Here is an 18,127-nt window from a genome sequence, read left to right as displayed (position 1 = left end):
GAACCCAGATAAAAAGTACCCTCTTGGTCACTCATCATGCAAATGAGTGACCGTATCTAGAAAAAGATCTCTCATTCGGTAAGTCATCAAAGAATGAATCCCATACTTCCGATCCTTATGGAAAGCATAAAAAAAGAAAGTGCATTACTCTAGTTCTCACTAAAAGTATTGCACCATCTATTTGAAATTCAGAATAAGCCAGGCACTCCATGGCTCTTATAATGTTTTCGGTGTTAAATTAAAGCAACGTTTATAAATCCATTTGTAATTTTCTACGTTTAGGTCTCTTGGGTTCCCGATCGTTTGCGGATCCTTCATTGCTTCTTCTGCTAAACGATCAATCATCTCTGGTGATACACCTTGTTCTTCTAGTGTCGGAACTTCTAAATCTTCTACTAATTGATAAACCTCATTGACAGCTGCTTTTGCTGCTTCTTCGGTTGACATTCCAAATGTATTCACGCCTAAAGCTTGTGCAATACGGGCAAATTTAGCTGGATGACCTTTCCAGTTGTATTCCATAACTGGCCCCATCATTGCGGCAACACATTGCCCGTGAGCAACTGGGATAATTCCACCTAATGTCTGGGACATCGCATGTGCTGCACCTGCAGATTCACTGCCATAAGATAATCCTGCTAGCATTGCTGCCTGTGCCATTCCATAACGTGCTTCAATATCGCCACCATCCGCATAGGCACGGCGGATGTACTTTCCGACATATTCCATCGCTAGTAATGCAACAGCATCTGTTACTGGTTGTGCATAATGCATGGTGTAGCATTCAATTGCATGTGCCAGGGCATCAATACCAGTCATTGCCGTAACATGTGGTGGCATGGAAACATGTAATTCCGGATCAATAATCGTTAAGTGTGCCGCGATCAATGGACCACCCGTATTGAATTTAAATTCGCGCTCTTCATCTGTAATAACTGCCCATTGTGTAACTTCTGAACCAGTTCCAGCAGTTGTTGGAATCGTGGTTAATGGTGGGATGCGATTTTCTAATGGTTTTTTTCCATCCGCTGCTTCGTAATCTAATACAGAACCTTCATGAGTTGCTTCTACCCCAATCCCTTTTGCTGTGTCCATGGAGCTTCCTCCACCAACAGCGACTAATCCATCGCAATTTTCCTCTTTATATAGATTAGATCCTTCCGCAATGAGACGTACAGGAGGGTTTGGTTCTACTTTATTAAAAAGTACTACTTCCACTCCAGCCTCTTTTAAGTGCTTTTCAATTGGTTTCGTTACGCCAGCATTATAAATTCCTGGGTCCGTTACAAGTAGTGCTTTTGTAACGCCAAGATTTTTAACTTCTTCCCCTACATGCTTGATGGAGCCAATTCCGTGCTTAATGGCAGTTGGTAATTCAAATTGGTGAAATTTGTACATATGTTCTACTTTCATGTTTAAACTCATGTTTATTCCTCCTAATAGTTACGAAATTCCGTATTCCTTCTGTGAACTTTAGCCTAATCTTCAAGAACCTAATCTAAAACCCTACCAATCTTTTAAAACCAATTAATCGGCTGTGGGTCTAAATTTTGAAAAATATGTTTGGTTTCTTGATATTCTTCTAAACCTGTTTTACCTAATTCGCGACCGATACCAGATTGTTTATAGCCTCCCCATGGTGCATGAGGGAAGTAAACATTAAATTCATTAATCCAAACGGTTCCCATGCGCATCTTAGAAACACAACGTTCCGCTTTGGCAATATCTTTTGTCCAAACTCCACCAGATAATCCGTAAATTGAATCATTTGCTAGTTTAATAGCTTCTTCTTCTGTTGAGAATTTTTCTACGGTAATAACTGGACCAAAGCCTTCGTTCTGTACGACATCCATGTCCGTTGTGCAGTCAGTTAGAACAGTAGGTAGATAGAAAAATCCCTTTTGCAATTCTGGGTCAGTCGGACGTCCTCCACCAACTGCTACTTTCGCGCCTTCTTTGATACCTTTTTCCACATAATTTATGACTTTATTTAAATGAGTCTCTGAAATAAGTGGTCCCATTTGGGTTGATTCATCAAAGCCGCTTCCAAGCTTGATGTTTTTCACGCGTTCCACAAGTGCCTCAACAAATTTGTCATGAATCGATTCTTCGACAATGACACGAGTACCAGCTGAGCAAATTTGACCGGCATGGAAAAATACGGCATTTAATGCTTGATCAACTGCGGTTTCAAAATCGGCATCCGCAAAAATGATATTCGGATTTTTTCCACCGAGCTCAAGTGCAATTTTTTTCATGTTGCCACTAGCCGCCCGCATAATCCCTTTTCCAGTTTGGATTCCGCCGGTAAAAGAAATAAGGTCTACATTGTCATTAGCAGAAAGTTCTGCACCAACTGTATTGCCGGCACCAAGTACGAGGTTCACAACCCCTTTTGGTACACCAGCCTCTTCCATTAATTCAAAAACTTTCACTGTAGTGAGTGGAGTAATCTCACTTGGTTTCATGATTAACGTGTTTCCCGCAGCTAATGCTGGTGCTAGTTTCCATGAGGCCTGTAATAATGGATAATTCCATGGAGTTATTTGTCCACAAACCCCAACAGGCTCTTTCACTATTTTACTGATGGTATTTGGAATGGGAGAATCAATGATTTCCCCGCCATCTTTATCAGCAATTTCTGCATAATAGCGGAAGACACCAGCGATATCATCCATGTCGCCACGACTTTCCTCTACTGTTTTTCCAGTATCAAGCGATTCCATCTCCGCCAATTCTTCTTTATCCCTTTCAATGAACTGTGCAATCTTGGCAACGATACGTCCGCGTTCTGTAGCGGACGTATTCGACCATTCGCCTTGATCAAATGCATCCCTTGCAGCAGAGATTGCTAGTTTTGTATCTTCTTCCTTACTTTCCGAAACAACAGCAATGACTTCTTGATTATATGGGTTAATAATTTCTCTTACTTCACCAGAGAGGGCAGGAACCCATTCGCCATTTATGTAGTTTTTCTTAATATCCAATCTATCCCCTCCTCAATCCGTGTTAATTTAATTAAATTCGTTAAGAAAAAAATTAATGTTTTGAACAAATTAAATCTAACACAAAACATTTTCCTTTGTCAAAGGGGAATATTAATTTTTTTCAGATAATTATTTAGGTATAGTGTTTGACATTTTTTCATATTTGTTTAATATTAAGTTTGTTAAGAAAAAATTTAATTTAGTGAACAACGTTTTAAATTTGGAGGATTTATATTGGATAAAGCATGTGTTGAGAGGGCAAGAGAAAAGTTAGAATATGCGCAAGATCGAGTGATAGAGGCAATTTCCGAAACAATGGATTTATATGGGGTTACTCCTGCAGCAGGAAAGATTTATGCCACGATGTATTTTAAAGATCAAATGAACCTTGATGAAATGCGTGAAGAATTAGGTATGAGTAAGCCGAGTATGAGTACCAATGTTCGAAAACTACAACAAATTGAAATGGTAAAGAAAAAATTTCAGCGTGGTACAAGAAAACATACGTATGCGGCAGAGAAGGACTTTTTCCATTCCTTTATGGCTTATTTTTGTCAGATGTGGGAACGTGAAGTGAAATTAAACATGGAGGCCATAGCAGAGGCAGAAAAACTTTTGCTAGAAATTTATGAAGACGAGTCAATCTCCGAGGATATTCGTGATGAGGCAAAGAAAAATTACGATTTATTGGATCAATCCAAGGTATATTATCGTTGGCTTGAAAAATTGGTAGAAAGTATTCGAACAGAAGAAATTTATACATTTTTACCAAAAGAATAAAACTAATTTAAAGGGAGAGATGCTTAAACATGTATTTTAAAAAGGGGAAAATATGGCTTATCACAATCGGACTTATGGTGTTACTTAGTGCCTGTGGGGGATCAAACGGCACAACATCAGCAAACCAAGAAGACGAGGCGTCAAAAGGAACCATTAATATCGGGCAAATCAGCTGGGCAGAAAATATAGCTGTAACGAATATGTGGAAGGTTATTCTTGAAGAAGAAGGTTATGAGGTCAAATTTCACCTACTTGATATGGGAACCCAAATGGCTGCATTAGAAAATGATGCACTAGATATTAATTTGGAAGTTTGGTTACCTGTTCAAGATAAAGAATATGTGGAACAGTATAAGGATAAGGTTAACTTCTCTGAAGAAACTTGGTATGATAATGCGAAAGTAGGATTAGTTGTTCCTAGTTATTTAGAGGAGATCAATAGTATAGAAGACTTGAAGAAAAATAGCGAATTATTCCAAGGAGAGATTACCGGATTTGACCCGGGTGCAGGTACCATGCTTGTTACTGAAGAAGTCATTGAGGAATATGATCTGGATTACGAGTTACTTTCCAGTTCAGAACCTGCAATGTTAACAGAAATAGAAGCTGCCACGGAAAATAAAGAACCCATTGTTGCACCACTATGGAATCCACATCGCGTCTTCTCCGAATTAGACTTAAAATATTTGGAAGATCCTAAAGAAGTCTATGGAGGAGTCGAAAAGATTTACCATGCAACCCGCCTTGGATTTGCTGAAGACTTTCCAGAAGTGAGTGAATGGATAAAAAACTGGAAAATGGATGATCAATCGGTCGGTGAGTTAATGAGCTATGTGAATGAAGCAGAAGAAAATGGAGAGGATCCAATGGTTGGTGCTGAAAAATGGATTGAGGATAACGAGGAATTGGTGAATGAGTGGGTGAAATAGAGCTAGGGTTCTTCGTGTCCTAGTTTTATCTGTAAAACTACATCACACTCAAACAGGTCGGTAACTATGACAACAAAATAGTGGCTAATAAACTATAAAGTGAAAATCAATCAGTGGGGGGGTTCTTGCATCACCCACTGATTGTTAGTTGAACTTATCAGGGCGCTACTGGCTGCCCGACCCCACTTAGATTTCTTGGTTAACTCGAATTCTTGACGTAGGGTCTTACAGCCAGTTAAGACGTGATGAATGTAAGTACTAAAAAGAAGTAATTACCCCGCATGGTGAAGGGTGATTACTTCTTTTTTTGGTAGTTGCTTTAATTGCCTAATCAATCCAGTTCAAATGAACAAATAGAATAATGCATCAGTTGCCTGGTAATTCACCAAACAGGACAAGGGATCTTTCCCCATTGCTCACTCAACACCGAATTTGTATTTTGTTACCGAGTTATATTTTTGTTCCTTATTAATAATTATTGATGGAAATGTAGGGTGATGAATAGCATCTGGAAGACCTTGTGTTTCAAGACAAATCCCAAGATGTTTCCTCGATGGAACATCTCGGATATAGCCTTTATCACTTATTGAATTACCAGAATAGACAACAACACCAACCTCGTCTGTTTCCACAATTAGTATTCTTCCGCTTTCAGGATCCTTCAGTATTATTTCTTCGTCATGATTTCTACTTAAAAGAAATGGATGGTCATAACCTTCCCCTACTAGAATATTTTGCGGATGATTGGAGACAGCACCTGATTTAATGGTCCTCTCCTCGGTAAAATCAAACGGGGTATTGCTTACATCTAACATGGTACCAGTTGGAATAAATTCTTGGTCCAGTTCTAAGAATTTATCACTCTTTAGTTTTAGTGTATGATTTAAAATATCCTGTTTAAGGTTGCCACTTAAATTAAAATAAGAATGGTTTGTCAGCGCAAGAGGTGTTTTTTTATCTGTAATAGCGTCATAAGTAATGACTAGTTCATTATCATTATTTAATGTATAGGTAACCTTTATTGCTACATTTCCTGGATACCCTTCCTCACCATCTGGGCTTAAATACTTGAAATGAACACCAGCTTCGTTTTCCTTTTTAAACACCTCGGCATCCCAGATAACACGACTGAATCCTTTTATACCACCATGAATGTGATTATTTTGTTCATTCTTCTCAAGTGTGTAAGAATGCCCATCCAATTCAAACCGCGCGCCTTTTATCCTCCCACTAACGCGACCAACAACAGCCCCAAGGTATAATGAATCATTCAAATATTCCTCAAATGTATCGTATCCAAGGACAACGTTTTCAAAATTACCCTGTTTGTCCGGTACTATCATTTTAGTAATAATGCATCCGTAATTGATGCAGGTTAGTTCGGCACCACTGTCATTTTTGATTGTAAAAGAATATACAGCCTGATTATTAAGTTCCCCAAAGTTTTCCTGTTTTACTTGCATGGTTTTCCCTTCTTTACATCAAAAGTAATATCTAACGGGGACACAGGACCCGTCCTCATGACTCATGGCCTATTCACGCACTTTTCCCCTTTGCTTTTCTACTTTCTCCGACTTTTTCAATTTCCTCAAGGGTGCGACCTCGAGTTTCAGGAACACGTATCCGGATAAATAAGACACCAAGTAAACAAATTGCCCCAAAGATTGCAAACACAGCTTCCTGTGCCATAGAAGCGGTCATGATTGGAAATAGCAATCCAACCATGAAGGAACCAATCCAGTTAAACGATGAAGCTAATCCTGAAGCGCGCCCACGAATGACCAGTGGGAAAATTTCTCCTACGATAACCCACGTTAAAGGTGCCCATGTGAAAGAATAAAATGCTACATAGATACTTAAAAAGAAAACGATCATCATCGGACTTGCATTAGGAATTAATAAATTCAGTATCGCTGGCAAAATAAAGGATAGTCCCATAACCGTTCCACCTACTGTTAATAAAGTACGGCGATTAAATTTATCAGCTATCAGTAGGAATAGTAATGAACCTAGTACAAGAATAACTCCTTGAATAATTGGCCACATCAAAGCGGAGCTGGCTTCATTTCCTGTTGCAGTTTCCACAATCAAAGGAATGTAATAAAAGATTGCGTTTGCTCCCTGGAATTGTTGAAAAGCGGCAACACCCACACCGGCAATTACTAAGTAGCGGTATTTACCACTTAAGAGTGTAGCCCATGATGCTTTTTGATTTACATTTGTTTCCTGTTTGGAAGTTTCTTGAATTTGCATTATTTCAGAATCAATTTGTTCTTTGTTAGGGCGAATAAAGCTTAATACCTTACGTGCTTCATCAATTTTGTTATTTTTAATTAAGAAACGTGGTGATTCAGGTAACCTTAACACTCCAATAAATAGGATCAAAGCAGGTACAGCAGCCAAACTAAGCATCAACCGCCATGCCATTGTTCCCGGTAAGTCTTTCAATAAAAAAGCAACGACGTACGATAGCAACATTCCAGAAACAATCATGGTTTGATTAATTCCTGACAGACGTCCACGTAAACGTGCGGGTGCCATTTCTGACATATAAGCTGGAACCAATGCAGAAGCAGCACCAACTGCTAATCCTAATAAAATTCGAGCAAAAATCATAAAAATGATCCCATTGTGAGGAGATATTCCTGCCAAAATGGATCCGATAGCAAAAATGATAGAGGATATTAAAATCATTTTCCGCCGTCCAAGACGATCAGAAAGTTGACCGGCCAAGGCACCTCCAAAAATAGCTCCTAACATCAACGAAGAGGTAATCCAGCCAACAGCACTAGGATTGTTTTGAAGATTCCAATCATGTTGTAGAAAAGGCAAAGCGCCTGTCATTACGCCGATATCATAACCAAAGAGAATGCCTCCAAAAGCTCCAAAGAAATAAATAAAGCCACTTGATATTTTCTTTTCATGAACCATAAAAATTCCCTCCCCAAGGGTAATATTTATTTAAATCTCTCCAATAAAAATTCGACTTTAAAAAACAATCAAAATATTTTCTTACTGTAAATACATGCTAGTATTTCATACTAGATTATTTATTAAGTTAAATCCGTATCTCCTTCGTTTCCTTCTTTGATATTAAGCGCGTTCATATTCCCTTAAGTTTAGCGATTGCGCTTACAAGTAGAAAGAGACTTATTAATATCTAATGGTTTCTATTTCTATTTTTAACCCTCGGAATACCTATTTTCATCCTCCAAGGAGGTAGTACCTCCTTGGAGAAAAAGGCCATTACTTAATCACTACGTATTCCAAGTCAACAAGTTTTGCATAGCTTACAATTTGGTCTGTTGTTAAATTAAGTGATACAACTGTATGGTGACCACCACCATTTTCAATCCACGCTTTAACCCCATCATGGAAGTTTGGTTTTACCTCCCAAAGCACACGAGCAACTGGAAGATTTGGTGCTGGAGTAGTTGGCTCAAAGGCAGAAACTTCATTGATTAAAAGTTTGAAATGAGTACCAAAATCAGCCATGGAAACAACGACACCATCCCCTGCTTTTCCATCAAATACTAAACGTGCAGGATCTTCACGATCACCAATCCCTAATGGAGATACAATAATTTTTGGTTTGTTACTTGCTAAAGTTGGGTCTACTTCAAGCATATGTGATTGAAGGATAGATTCTTGGCCTTTAGCTAATTCATATGTGTAGTCTTCCATAAAACCTGTTGATTGGTTATGACTCATTACTTTGAGTAAACGATCAAGTGCTGCCGTTTTCCAATCACCTTCACCAGCAAAGCCATATCCTTGTGCCATCAAACGTTGTACTGCAAGACCAGGAAGCTGTTTCATACCGTATAAATCTTCAAAGTTCGAAGTGAAGGCATTATAACCCCCATCATCAAGGAAACGCTTAATCGCAATTTCATAGCTTGCTTGTACTTTTACGCTGGCTTTCCAGTCTTCCTTACTGTATGTGCCATAATCAAATTCATAAAGATTTTCATATTCTGCAAATAAAGCATCAATTTCTTCTTCTTTAACAGCATTGACGTATTGAACTAAGTCTCCAATACCAAAGTAGTCTACAGTCCAACCAAATTGAATTTGTGCTTCAATCTTATCTCCATCCGTAACCGCAACATTACGCATGTTATCACCGAAACGAGCGACCTTAATGTTAAAACTTTCGTTATAGGCAACCGCAACATCCATCCATTCCGCGATTTGCTGTTTCACTTCAGGTCGTTCCCAATATCCGACAACAACTTTATTTTGTTTATTTAAACGGGCATTGATAAAACCATATTCACGGTCACCATGAGCTGCTTGGTTTAGATTCATAAAATCCATATCAATCGTTTGCCATGGAATACTTTCATTAAATTGTGTTGCTAAATGAAGCAACGGTTTTTGTAATAATTTTGTTCCACGAATCCACATTTTTGCAGGTGAAAAAGTATGCATCCAAGTAATAACACCTGCAACTTCATCACGATAGTTAATTTCTTTCATCGTGTTTGTGATTTGTTCCGCACTTACAGCTAAATCTTGCAATACAAGCGGATATGGTAAAGTACCGCTTTCATTTAAGGCATCCGTTATTTTTTGTGCATTTGCTTTAACCCCAGCCAATGCTTCCTCTCCATAAAGATGTTGCGAACCTACAACAAACCAAAATTCCTTTTTTTCCATTGTTGACATAATAATCCTCTTTTCGTAGTTTAATAGTTTCGTTTATTTCTTTTGTCCATAATAAGCATCTTTTCCGTGTTTCCGTAGATAATGTTTGTCTAAAATCCTTTGTGGTAACTCTTCAGCAAAACTGTTTAATTCACGTGCAAATAAATTCATCTTTGAAACTTCCTCTAGTACAACACTATTCATTACTGCTGATTGAACATCTTTCCCCCAAGTAAATGGAGCATGGCCGTGAAGTAAAACACCCGGAACTGCAAGAACATCTAACCCACGCTCTTCAAATGTTTCAATAATGACATGACCTGTTTCCGTTTCATATCCACGGTCAATCTCCTCTTGTGTCAAGTAGCGAGCACATGGTACAGCCCCATAGAATGTGTCTGCATGAGTGGTTCCCATCGCCGGAACATCAAGACCAGCTTGAGCCCAAATCGTTGCCCAAGTGGAATGAGTGTGAACAATACCACCGATTTCGGGAAAATGTTTATAAAGTACGGCGTGGGTTGGAGTATCTGATGATGGGTTCAACTCACCTTCCACAACTTTTCCCCCTAGATCAACAACTACCATATCGCTAGCTTTCATCGTTTTATAATCCACACCACTCGGTTTGATAACAAACAATCCGCTATCTCGATCAAAAGCACTTGCATTTCCCCATGTGTATTTTACGAGTCCGTGTTTTGGCAGGTCTAAATTGGCTTGAAATACTTCTTCCTTCAATTGTTCTAACACATTAATCCCTCCCGTTTCTTCTTATATCAAATTAGCTACAGCAACCTCTTCAATCACTAAACCTTTTTTGTATCGCTTGATAAATTCTTCAAATCCTTCAACGTCAATCCCATCAGGATAAATTCCCTTCCCTTCGACACCTTTAAAAACTTTTTCATCGAGGAAGTCCTCTAGACTTTCATTTATGTCCCTATTCAACATGTAAGAAGCAAGTAGCGCCATTCCCCACGCACCACCTTCCCCAGCTGTTTCCATTACAGAAACGGGAACATTCATTGCAGCTGCAACAATCTTTTGTCCGACTACAGGTGTTTTAAATAAACCACCATGAGCTAAAACACCATCAATGGCAACGTTTTCTTTCCTCGTCAAAATATCCATCCCAATTTTCAAGGCTCCAAATGCCGTAAAAAGATGTGTTCGCATAAAATTAGCTAAGTTAAAGTTACTTTCCGGAAAGCGAACAAACAATGGCCGTCCTTTTGCCAAACCTGTTATATTTTCACCCGATAAATAACCATAGCTAAGCAAACCACCACCATCTGGATCCGCTTCCAAGGCCTTGTTCAACATCACCTCGAATAATTGATTCGATTCCACCTCTTGCCCCATTGCCTCAGAAAATTCACGGAACAATCCAAGCCAAGCATTAAGATCACTTGAACAGTTATTTGCATGAACCATTGCAACCGGGCTTCCATTTGGCGTCATAACCAAATCAATTTCAGGATAAACTTTTGATATTTCCTTCTCTAATACAATCATGGAAAAAACGGAAGTCCCTACTGAAACATTTCCTGTACGTTTCCTCACACTATTCGTAGCAACCATACCTGTTCCCGCATCACCTTCAGGAGGGCAGAGTGGAATACCTGGTTGTAAATTTTGTGATCTGTCTAGGATTTTTGCTCCAATTTCAGTTAATTTACCTGCCTGCTCTCCCCCGTTATAAACCTTAGGAAGAATATCTTTAATCTTCCAAGGAAAATTTTTATGAGATATTTTTTCATCGAACTGCTTAATCATGGATTCATTGTAATCTTTCGTTGATTCATCAATTGGGAACATGCCAGAAGCATCTCCAATACCGATGACTTTTTCTCCAGTAAGTAACCAGTGAATAAATCCAGCTAAAGTAGTCATAAAGTCAATACGTGACAAATGTTTCTCTTCATTTAATATTGCTTGATAGAGATGAGCTATACTCCACCTTTCGGGTATATTGAATTGGAACAAATCAGTAAGTTCTTTTGCCGCAACGCTAGTTGTTGTATTACGCCAAGTACGAAACGGAACAAGTAGCTCACCAGTTTTATCAAAGGCCATATACCCATGCATCATTCCCGAAAAACCAATGGAACCGATTGTCCGAATGGTAACTCCATAATTCCGTTCAACTTCTTGCTTCATTTCACTATAGGCTGTTTGTAAACCAGTGATAATATCCACTAAGTTGTACGTCCAAAATCCATTTTCCAAACGATTCTCCCATTCATAACTTCCAGATGCAATTGTTTCAAAACGGTTATCTATTAATACTGCCTTTATACGTGTAGATCCAAATTCGATTCCAAGTGAGGTTTCTCCCTTAGTAATCGCTTTCTTGATGTTCACTTGATTTGTATTCACGTTAATCCCCTCTCTAACACAACTTTAAAACCACGGACAAAAGAAGGCGCTTTAATTTTTACTCAATTTATATTTTCTTTTACAATTTCAGTATGAATGTTGTACGTACATTTGTCAATATAATTATTTTATATACACACAAGTTTAGAGCCGGAATTTCTCTACTCCCCTCTTTAATTGTTAAAATTTAAGGTATTTTCCCTACAAGATTGATAAGATCACAGAAAAGTAAGATTGAGTATAAACTCTTTAATAATAAGTTTAATTCTTTTCATTACTTGAAAACTATGGCAAAATATGTACAGACAAGCACCTTGAATAATTCCATCGAAATGTGAACAATAAAGGAAGTGAGCAACATGAAACCCAAATATCAATATCAAGTCATTAAGGATGATATAAAAAGTAAAATACTTTCAGGAGAGTACAACGTATTAGAAAAAATTCCTACTGAGTCATCTTTACAAGAAATATACAATGTAAGCCGACATACTGTTCGAAAGGCTATTTTAGAACTATCAAATGAGGGATTTCTAAGAAGTGAAAAAGGATCTGGTACGTATGTTAGTAATGAATATCAATTCAGATCTGGCGGAAATTCCAATAATAAAACAATTGGTGTAATCACAACCTATATTTCAGATTACATTTTCCCGTCTATTATTCGTGGAATTGAAGGAAGATTAAATGAGGACAACTTCTCTTTGCTACTAGCTAGTACAAATAATGATGTAGAACAAGAAAAAAAGGCTTTGGAAATGATGCTATCCTACGGAGTGGACGGTTTGATTGTCGAACCTACAAAAAGCAATTTATACAATCCCAATATCGCCTATTACCTATCATTTATGGAACAGAATATTCCGTTCATCATGATCAATGCTTACTATGAAGAACTAGATGTTCCTTTCTTATGCCTCGATGACGTACAGTCCAGTTATCTAGCAACAAACGAATTAATTTTAAAAGGACATTCGCAAATTGGGTTAATTTCAAAAACAGATGATTTACAAGGGAAATATCGAAGAAAAGGCTATATAAAGGCTCTCGGGGAAAACAAGCTACAATTTCAACCAGAGCATGTTTTTTCGTACGATACAGAGACAAAGCCATGCTTATATGCGAACTTGAGGGAGTTTCTAAATAAAAATAGAGACATTTTAACAGCAATTGTTTGCTATAACGATGAAATAGGGTTTATAGTGGCAAATTTGTGCAGACAACTTGATATATCTATCCCAGAAGAACTATCTATTATTGGTCAAGATAATTCTTATATTGCCAAAAATGCTAATATCAAACTAACCACATTAACACACCCGCAGGAACAAATGGGACGTGATGCAGCAGATTGGGTCATTAAGAAATTGCAAGGAAAGAAAGATTTACCAAATGAACACTATTATCAACCTGAACTAATTGAAGGAGAAACGGTAAAAGAGTTGGAAGTCAAATCGTTGTAGTACGTTCATTTACCCCGGTATATCCGTATATTATACAAACCCAAAAGTTACTTTAGGTACTTAGCTAAAGTGACTTTTTATTTAAGTAAGTTCGAATAAATCGTCCGTTATAGAATTAGGACAGTGCAGAAAATGTTTTAGAATGAATTGCTCATAATCTCCTAATAAATTCATTTCATGCTCCTTGCTCAAAGAAAAACTGTTGGATATTATCCAAACATCATTCGAATTCTTCCGTAAAAAGGACTTAATACTCCCTATTATCTTCTTTTCTCATAACGCTTTTGCCTGAGCTCACTACCAGTGTATCGTTTCATACCTGGATTATCTAAATACCTGGTCAATGATTCTTTTAGCTCCGGGTATTCCTCAATTTCTTGGGATAAATCTTCTTTCCCTAAATCATCTTGTGAACTCAAATCATTATTTTCAATCTCAATAGAAATTAACTTACCATCCACAACAAAAACTCCAGATTGTTTTCCATTAAGAGCATGAAATAATTCTTGCTTTGTATGTTCGCTTAAAGGATTCATCTTAACATCACCTCAAGATTTATTATATGTTCTGACCTAGGATCCTTTACTTCTATTGGAACAAGGAACCACGGCTCTTTTTCATTGTCCGCCCTCTTTCAATGCGTTAACATAGAATAAAGCTATGTAAAAAGGAGCACACAACCATGATTTCTTTAGGCATATTGGATTATTCACCAATTGATGAAGGCAACAACGCACATGATGCATTATGGGAAACGACAGAACTTGCAAAATATGCAGAAGCACTAGGATACAAACGATTTTGGGTATCCGAGCATCACTTTGTAGATTCTGTAGCGAATAGCAGTCCGGAAATGTTGATGATGCACTTGGCATCCTCAACGAATGACATACGCATTGGATCAGGTGGTGTCATGCTTCCACATTACAGTAGTTACAAAGTCGCGGAAAACTTTCGAATGATGGAAGCTCTTCATCCCAATCGAATGGACCTTGGAATTGGTAGATCACCAAGTTTTCGCATCGTAAACCAAGCATTGAATGAAGGGAAGACTAAGAAAACATCCTATGAACAACAAGTAATGGATTTGAAAAAATATTTTACCGATAATATAGAAGACGAACACCGTTTTCAATCCTTGATTGCCACTCCAAAAGTTCCTACAAAACCTGAAATGTGGATGCTCGGAACTGGTGAAAAAGGTGCGGAAGTTGCTGCGAAACTAGGCTTAGGATATGTGTTTGCACACTTCACAAAGCCTGGAATAAAAGGAACCCAAGTTGCAAAGAGCTACCGTGATCACTTTCAAGCTTCCACTTTTCTAAAACAACCAAAGACAATTGTTGCGGTCTTTGCAGTAGTTGGGGAAACAGAGAAGGAAGCGGAGGATCTAGCAAAAGCATTTGATCTATGGTTACATTTTATTGAATCAGATAACCAACCACCTTATTACCCATCTGTTCAAACAGCAAAGAAACGTGGCTTTAGCTCTATTGAAGCACAAAAAGTAAAAGGAAACCGAAAGCGAATGATCGTTGGAACAGCCAAACACGCAAAAGAAGAAATGATAAAAATTGCTGAAGCTTATGATGCCGATGAAATTATGGTGATACCGAATGTTTCTGGAATTAAAAATAGGAAGAATGTGGTGCGGTTGTTGGCTAAGGAGTTTGAACTTTAACAAAAGGACAGAAACAGTTCCTCCTTGTCAAAATCTAATCAATACAACTGTTAAAGAGCCAAACATGTTGATCGTGCTTGGCTTTTTCTCTTATTCTCCACCATGTTTTTTCTTCAAGTTCTTAAATACTGCTTCACCATTTAGAAGATTTTCCCCGTTTTCAATTTGTGCTTCTCCCTCAGCTAACTTTTGATATAATTCTAGCTTTCCTAACGAGTCTTCATAAGTTTCCATACTCATAATCACTAAATCACCATACCCATTCTTCGTAATGAAAACTGGTTCCTTGATTTGATGACACAGTTCAGATATTTCAGTTGTATTTCTTAATTCCTTTATCGGGCGAATTTCAGGCAAAAAAAGCATCTCCTCGGTTCATTTTTGTGCCTAAATTATAGCATCTTTATGTACAGTTAACAATATATGATCTACCCATACATATTTTTACGATAAGGTTATTATCATACGTTACCGTTGTCCTTACTCTTTCAATATTCCATCCTAAATCAAACGTTTTTTTGAATGATGACCGAAAAAAAGTATTTCGTAATAAAAATGATGTTGTGACTAATGCGGGATTTAATGGGTAAATTAAAGGGTATATATAATTTATAACTTTTAATTTTATAGTACTTTTGCCTTAAACAAACCTAATTAACATACTAGAACTTTTCTTAGAAGGGATAAATATGCGCAAGGATAAACAACAGCAAGAGAAAAAAGGCGGTTGGTTAAAACAAAGTTCAAATATTAGTCTGGAGGAAGTAAATAATAGCGTAAAGATTCCAGCAAATGCTGGATTTTGGCGTAAATTTTTTGCATTCGCGGGACCAGGTTCCCTTGTTGCCGTTGGGTATGTTGACCCCGGAAACTGGGCCACATCGATTGCCGGCGGTGCACGGTTTGGATATACTCTATTGTCCGTCATTTTGATTGCAAATTTAATGGCCATTCTGCTACAAACTTTATCAGCTAAACTGGGAATCGTGACAGGTCGTGACCTCGCCCAAGCAACAAGGGACGCGACAGGGAAAAAGACAGCCTTTGTGCTATGGATCTTAACGGAACTTGCTATTATTGCAACAGATCTAGCGGAAGTAATCGGTTCAGCTATCGCATTAAATTTGCTGTTTGGCATTCCTTTGACGGTCGGGATTCTCATTACAACGCTAGATGTACTCTTACTTTTACTTCTGCAAAAAAAGGGGTTCCGGATAATCGAATCCATTGTCATCGTCCTAATGGTAACCATTTTCGGTGTCTTTGTATTTGAAGTTATTGCCTCCAAACCAGTTATTGCTGATCTCCTGGAAGGCTATATCCCTAGCAAGGAAATTGTGACAAATCCGGGAATGCTCTTTATTGCATTAGGTATACTTGGAGCAACGGTTATGCCACATAATCTATACCTTCATTCTTCCATTGTACAAACTCGCCAATACAAGCGGGACGATAATGGCAAGAAAGAGGCAATAAAATTTTCAGTTATGGATTCTACTTTTTCCTTAACTGTAGCATTTTTAATCAATTCAGCAATCCTAATTCTCGGTGCTTCTGCATTTCACGGCTTAGGTAGTCAAGTCTCCGAAATTGAAGAGGCCTACAAACTCTTAAGCCCAACGATTGGCGTAGGAATAGCAAGTACACTGTTCGCAGTTGCCCTGCTTGCTTCGGGTCAAAACTCTACCATTACTGGAACGCTATCCGGGCAAATTGTAATGGAAGGCTTTATTCATCTGCGCATCTCACCGTGGCTTCGTCGGATCATCACTCGATTGATTGCTGTTATTCCAGCATTTATCGTGACATGGATTGCCGGTTCTCGCGGGACAGCTGACCTTCTGTTATGGAGTCAGGTTATTCTAAGCCTGCAGCTGCCATTCGCCATTGTACCCCTTGTTCTCTTTACAAACAGCAAGGAAAAAATGGGGATTTTCGCCAACAGTAACTGGGTAAAGGTTCTAGCTTGGATCATCACAGGTGTCATTATCGTATTAAACATTTTTCTTGTGGGTTATATTATCGTGACAGGACATGATTTAGGATAAAGAAAATTTCCATCAGTGGGGGGATTCCCTTCATCCCCCACTGAAGGTTAGTTGCACTTATCGAGTCTTTACGACCTACCTTCTTTGTTCCCCAGAAGCATGAGGTGGGGTAAAATCATTATCTATTTCCAAAAATTAGCTTAGAAGGACAAGAATCCGGGTCCCACCCCATATCTTTCCATATATTTCGTGCTGCTTTTCTCGTCTTTTCTATAATGACTTTTCCGCGTTCCTCTGAGTAGTCGTTTGATGAAATACTTACTCCGATTGCCGCAATTGTATTCCCATTCCGATCATAAATTGGAAAAGAGAATCCCATCGTATTTTTAAAATGCTCGGAACGACTAAAAGAATAACCTTGTTCTCTAATTTTGCGAATTTCCTCTTTTAATTCAGCTACATTACGAATCGTGTTTTTTGTAATTTGTTTTATCGTTACTTTTTCGAGATATGAATCAATGACTGCATCATCCATACTTGCTAGTAATAATTTCGGTGCCGACCCAGCATAAAGAGGAGATCTTCTACCTTTTTCAATGACTAAACGAACCGGTTTGGTGCTATCTATTTTTTCTACATAGACAGCCTCTTCTTTTTCCACTACCGTCAAGTGAACAAGTTCATTTAATGTTTCATTTAGCTCCATCATGTGCGGTAAGGCTATTTTTCGATATTCAATTTGCTCGTTTACGTAATTACCATATTCCAATAGTTTAAGACCTAAGCGAAATTTAACATCGTGACTAGTATTTTTCACCTTTACCACTAACCCTGTTTCTTCTAATGATGATAGGAGGCGAAACACGGTCGTTTTAGGTAAACCAGACAATTCTACTAACTCGATAAGGGATAATTCAGCTTTTGTAGAGAAACAATCTAATATTTTTATCGCTTTTACAAGGCTCTGGCTCATACGGATTACCTCATTTCTTTCCTCTCCCATTGTATAAGGTGATAAAGGAGACTTTCATCAGAAGTTTTTTCTTCATCCCAACTGATAAATTAGAAAGCATCCATCCCCTTCATGATCAATTGTTTTTCATTCGCAATCGTAGGCACCCTATCCCCATTCAATACCTTTAAGAGATTTTCCACAATTACTGTTGATGTAGTCTTGGCTGCCTCCTCGCTAATTCCACCTATATGTGGTGTTACAATCACTTCTTCTAATTCAAAAAATGGATGGTTAGGTGAGGGAGGTTCTATC

General features: G+C 38.1%; 15 protein-coding genes and 1 pseudogene. 5 read left to right on the top strand and 11 right to left on the bottom strand.

Annotated elements, in window-relative coordinates; genetic code table 11:
* Positions 1-216: 216 nt before the first annotated feature.
* Positions 217-1,425 (bottom strand): iron-containing alcohol dehydrogenase, encoded by a 1,209-nt coding sequence (locus MHI02_RS18425; protein WP_060667694.1) that lies wholly within the window; start codon positions 1,423-1,425, stop codon positions 217-219.
* Positions 1,426-1,517: 92 nt separating this feature from the next.
* On the bottom strand, positions 1,518-2,987 hold the full coding sequence (betB, locus tag MHI02_RS18420) for a betaine-aldehyde dehydrogenase (RefSeq protein ID WP_341166225.1): 1,470 nt from the start codon (positions 2,985-2,987) through the stop codon (positions 1,518-1,520).
* A gap of 234 nt (positions 2,988-3,221) precedes the next feature.
* Here betB and cudC point away from each other — a divergent pair, with 234 nt between their 5' ends.
* Together cudC and MHI02_RS18410 are read left to right on the top strand one after the other, a co-directional pair.
* Positions 3,222-3,767, top strand: a complete 546-nt coding sequence (gene cudC / locus MHI02_RS18415; protein ID WP_047185962.1) for a choline uptake/conversion transcriptional regulator CudC — start codon at positions 3,222-3,224, stop codon at positions 3,765-3,767.
* A gap of 29 nt (positions 3,768-3,796) precedes the next feature.
* Entirely contained in the window at positions 3,797-4,696 is a 900-nt protein-coding gene (locus tag MHI02_RS18410) for a glycine betaine ABC transporter substrate-binding protein (RefSeq protein ID WP_047185961.1), read from the top strand.
* 416 nt (positions 4,697-5,112) lie between these two features.
* Here MHI02_RS18410 and MHI02_RS18405 read toward each other — a convergent pair whose 3' ends face one another.
* The 5 genes from MHI02_RS18405 to MHI02_RS18385 all read right to left on the bottom strand — a co-directional run bounded on the left by MHI02_RS18405 (position 5,113) and on the right by MHI02_RS18385 (position 11,728).
* Positions 5,113-6,159 (bottom strand): aldose epimerase family protein, encoded by a 1,047-nt coding sequence (locus tag MHI02_RS18405; protein ID WP_047185960.1) that lies wholly within the window; start codon positions 6,157-6,159, stop codon positions 5,113-5,115.
* Positions 6,160-6,232: 73 nt separating this feature from the next.
* Positions 6,233-7,627 (bottom strand): sugar porter family MFS transporter, encoded by a 1,395-nt coding sequence (locus MHI02_RS18400; protein WP_047185959.1) that lies wholly within the window; start codon positions 7,625-7,627, stop codon positions 6,233-6,235.
* A 315-nt stretch (positions 7,628-7,942) separates the two neighbouring features.
* Positions 7,943-9,367: an L-arabinose isomerase gene (gene araA, locus MHI02_RS18395; RefSeq protein ID WP_204797719.1), complete on the bottom strand. Its 1,425-nt coding sequence runs from the start codon at positions 9,365-9,367 to the stop codon at positions 7,943-7,945.
* A gap of 33 nt (positions 9,368-9,400) precedes the next feature.
* Positions 9,401-10,099 carry an L-ribulose-5-phosphate 4-epimerase gene (locus tag MHI02_RS18390; protein ID WP_047185957.1) on the bottom strand — a complete coding sequence of 233 codons (699 nt, stop codon included), beginning with the start codon at positions 10,097-10,099 and terminating at the stop codon, positions 9,401-9,403.
* 21 nt (positions 10,100-10,120) lie between these two features.
* The gene (locus tag MHI02_RS18385) at positions 10,121-11,728 is read right to left on the bottom strand and encodes a xylulokinase (protein ID WP_341166224.1); all 1,608 of its coding nucleotides are present in this window, start codon (positions 11,726-11,728) and stop codon (positions 10,121-10,123) included.
* Positions 11,729-12,087: 359 nt separating this feature from the next.
* Between MHI02_RS18385 and MHI02_RS18380 the strand changes: the two genes are divergently transcribed.
* Positions 12,088-13,191: a GntR family transcriptional regulator gene (locus tag MHI02_RS18380; RefSeq protein WP_047185955.1), complete on the top strand. Its 1,104-nt coding sequence runs from the start codon at positions 12,088-12,090 to the stop codon at positions 13,189-13,191.
* 260 nt (positions 13,192-13,451) lie between these two features.
* Here the strand turns inward: MHI02_RS18380 and MHI02_RS18375 are convergent, their stop codons facing one another.
* On the bottom strand, positions 13,452-13,727 hold the full coding sequence (locus MHI02_RS18375) for a hypothetical protein (protein WP_145523591.1): 276 nt from the start codon (positions 13,725-13,727) through the stop codon (positions 13,452-13,454).
* 146 nt (positions 13,728-13,873) lie between these two features.
* Here MHI02_RS18375 and MHI02_RS18370 point away from each other — a divergent pair, with 146 nt between their 5' ends.
* Positions 13,874-14,872: an LLM class flavin-dependent oxidoreductase gene (locus tag MHI02_RS18370; protein WP_145523590.1), complete on the top strand. Its 999-nt coding sequence runs from the start codon at positions 13,874-13,876 to the stop codon at positions 14,870-14,872.
* A gap of 90 nt (positions 14,873-14,962) precedes the next feature.
* Here MHI02_RS18370 and MHI02_RS18365 read toward each other — a convergent pair whose 3' ends face one another.
* Complete coding sequence (locus tag MHI02_RS18365) at positions 14,963-15,229, bottom strand: type II toxin-antitoxin system Phd/YefM family antitoxin (protein ID WP_047185952.1); 267 nt, start codon at positions 15,227-15,229, stop codon at positions 14,963-14,965.
* 332 nt (positions 15,230-15,561) lie between these two features.
* Here MHI02_RS18365 and MHI02_RS18360 point away from each other — a divergent pair, with 332 nt between their 5' ends.
* Positions 15,562-16,920, top strand: a complete 1,359-nt coding sequence (locus tag MHI02_RS18360; protein ID WP_186301041.1) for an Nramp family divalent metal transporter — start codon at positions 15,562-15,564, stop codon at positions 16,918-16,920.
* A 118-nt stretch (positions 16,921-17,038) separates the two neighbouring features.
* Here the strand turns inward: MHI02_RS18360 and MHI02_RS18355 are convergent, their stop codons facing one another.
* Both MHI02_RS18355 and MHI02_RS18350 read right to left on the bottom strand, forming a co-directional pair.
* The gene (locus MHI02_RS18355) at positions 17,039-17,833 is read right to left on the bottom strand and encodes an IclR family transcriptional regulator (RefSeq protein WP_341166223.1); all 795 of its coding nucleotides are present in this window, start codon (positions 17,831-17,833) and stop codon (positions 17,039-17,041) included.
* 89 nt (positions 17,834-17,922) lie between these two features.
* Positions 17,923-18,127 (bottom strand): annotated as a pseudogene (locus tag MHI02_RS18350) (hydroxyacid dehydrogenase); the annotation flags it as partial.

It is taken from the genome of Oceanobacillus sp. FSL K6-0118 (assembly GCF_038006665.1).
GTDB lineage: Bacteria > Bacillota > Bacilli > Bacillales > Amphibacillaceae > Oceanobacillus > Oceanobacillus caeni.
The sequence above is the reverse complement of the archived record's forward strand: the minus strand, read 5'-3'. Positions and strand labels throughout refer to the sequence as shown.

Coding starts and splice junctions, on each gene's coding strand:
- MHI02_RS18355 (WP_341166223.1), bottom strand. CDS start 17,833: ATGAGCCAGAGCCTTGTAAAAGCGATAAAAATATTAGATTGTTTCTCT.
- MHI02_RS18400 (WP_047185959.1), bottom strand. CDS start 7,627: ATGGTTCATGAAAAGAAAATATCAAGTGGCTTTATTTATTTCTTTGGA.
- MHI02_RS18425 (WP_060667694.1), bottom strand. CDS start 1,425: ATGAGTTTAAACATGAAAGTAGAACATATGTACAAATTTCACCAATTT.
- MHI02_RS18370 (WP_145523590.1), top strand. CDS start 13,874: ATGATTTCTTTAGGCATATTGGATTATTCACCAATTGATGAAGGCAAC.
- araA (WP_204797719.1), bottom strand. CDS start 9,367: ATGTCAACAATGGAAAAAAAGGAATTTTGGTTTGTTGTAGGTTCGCAA.
- MHI02_RS18360 (WP_186301041.1), top strand. CDS start 15,562: ATGCGCAAGGATAAACAACAGCAAGAGAAAAAAGGCGGTTGGTTAAAA.
- MHI02_RS18375 (WP_145523591.1), bottom strand. CDS start 13,727: ATGAATCCTTTAAGCGAACATACAAAGCAAGAATTATTTCATGCTCTT.
- MHI02_RS18405 (WP_047185960.1), bottom strand. CDS start 6,159: ATGCAAGTAAAACAGGAAAACTTTGGGGAACTTAATAATCAGGCTGTA.
- MHI02_RS18380 (WP_047185955.1), top strand. CDS start 12,088: ATGAAACCCAAATATCAATATCAAGTCATTAAGGATGATATAAAAAGT.
- MHI02_RS18410 (WP_047185961.1), top strand. CDS start 3,797: ATGTATTTTAAAAAGGGGAAAATATGGCTTATCACAATCGGACTTATG.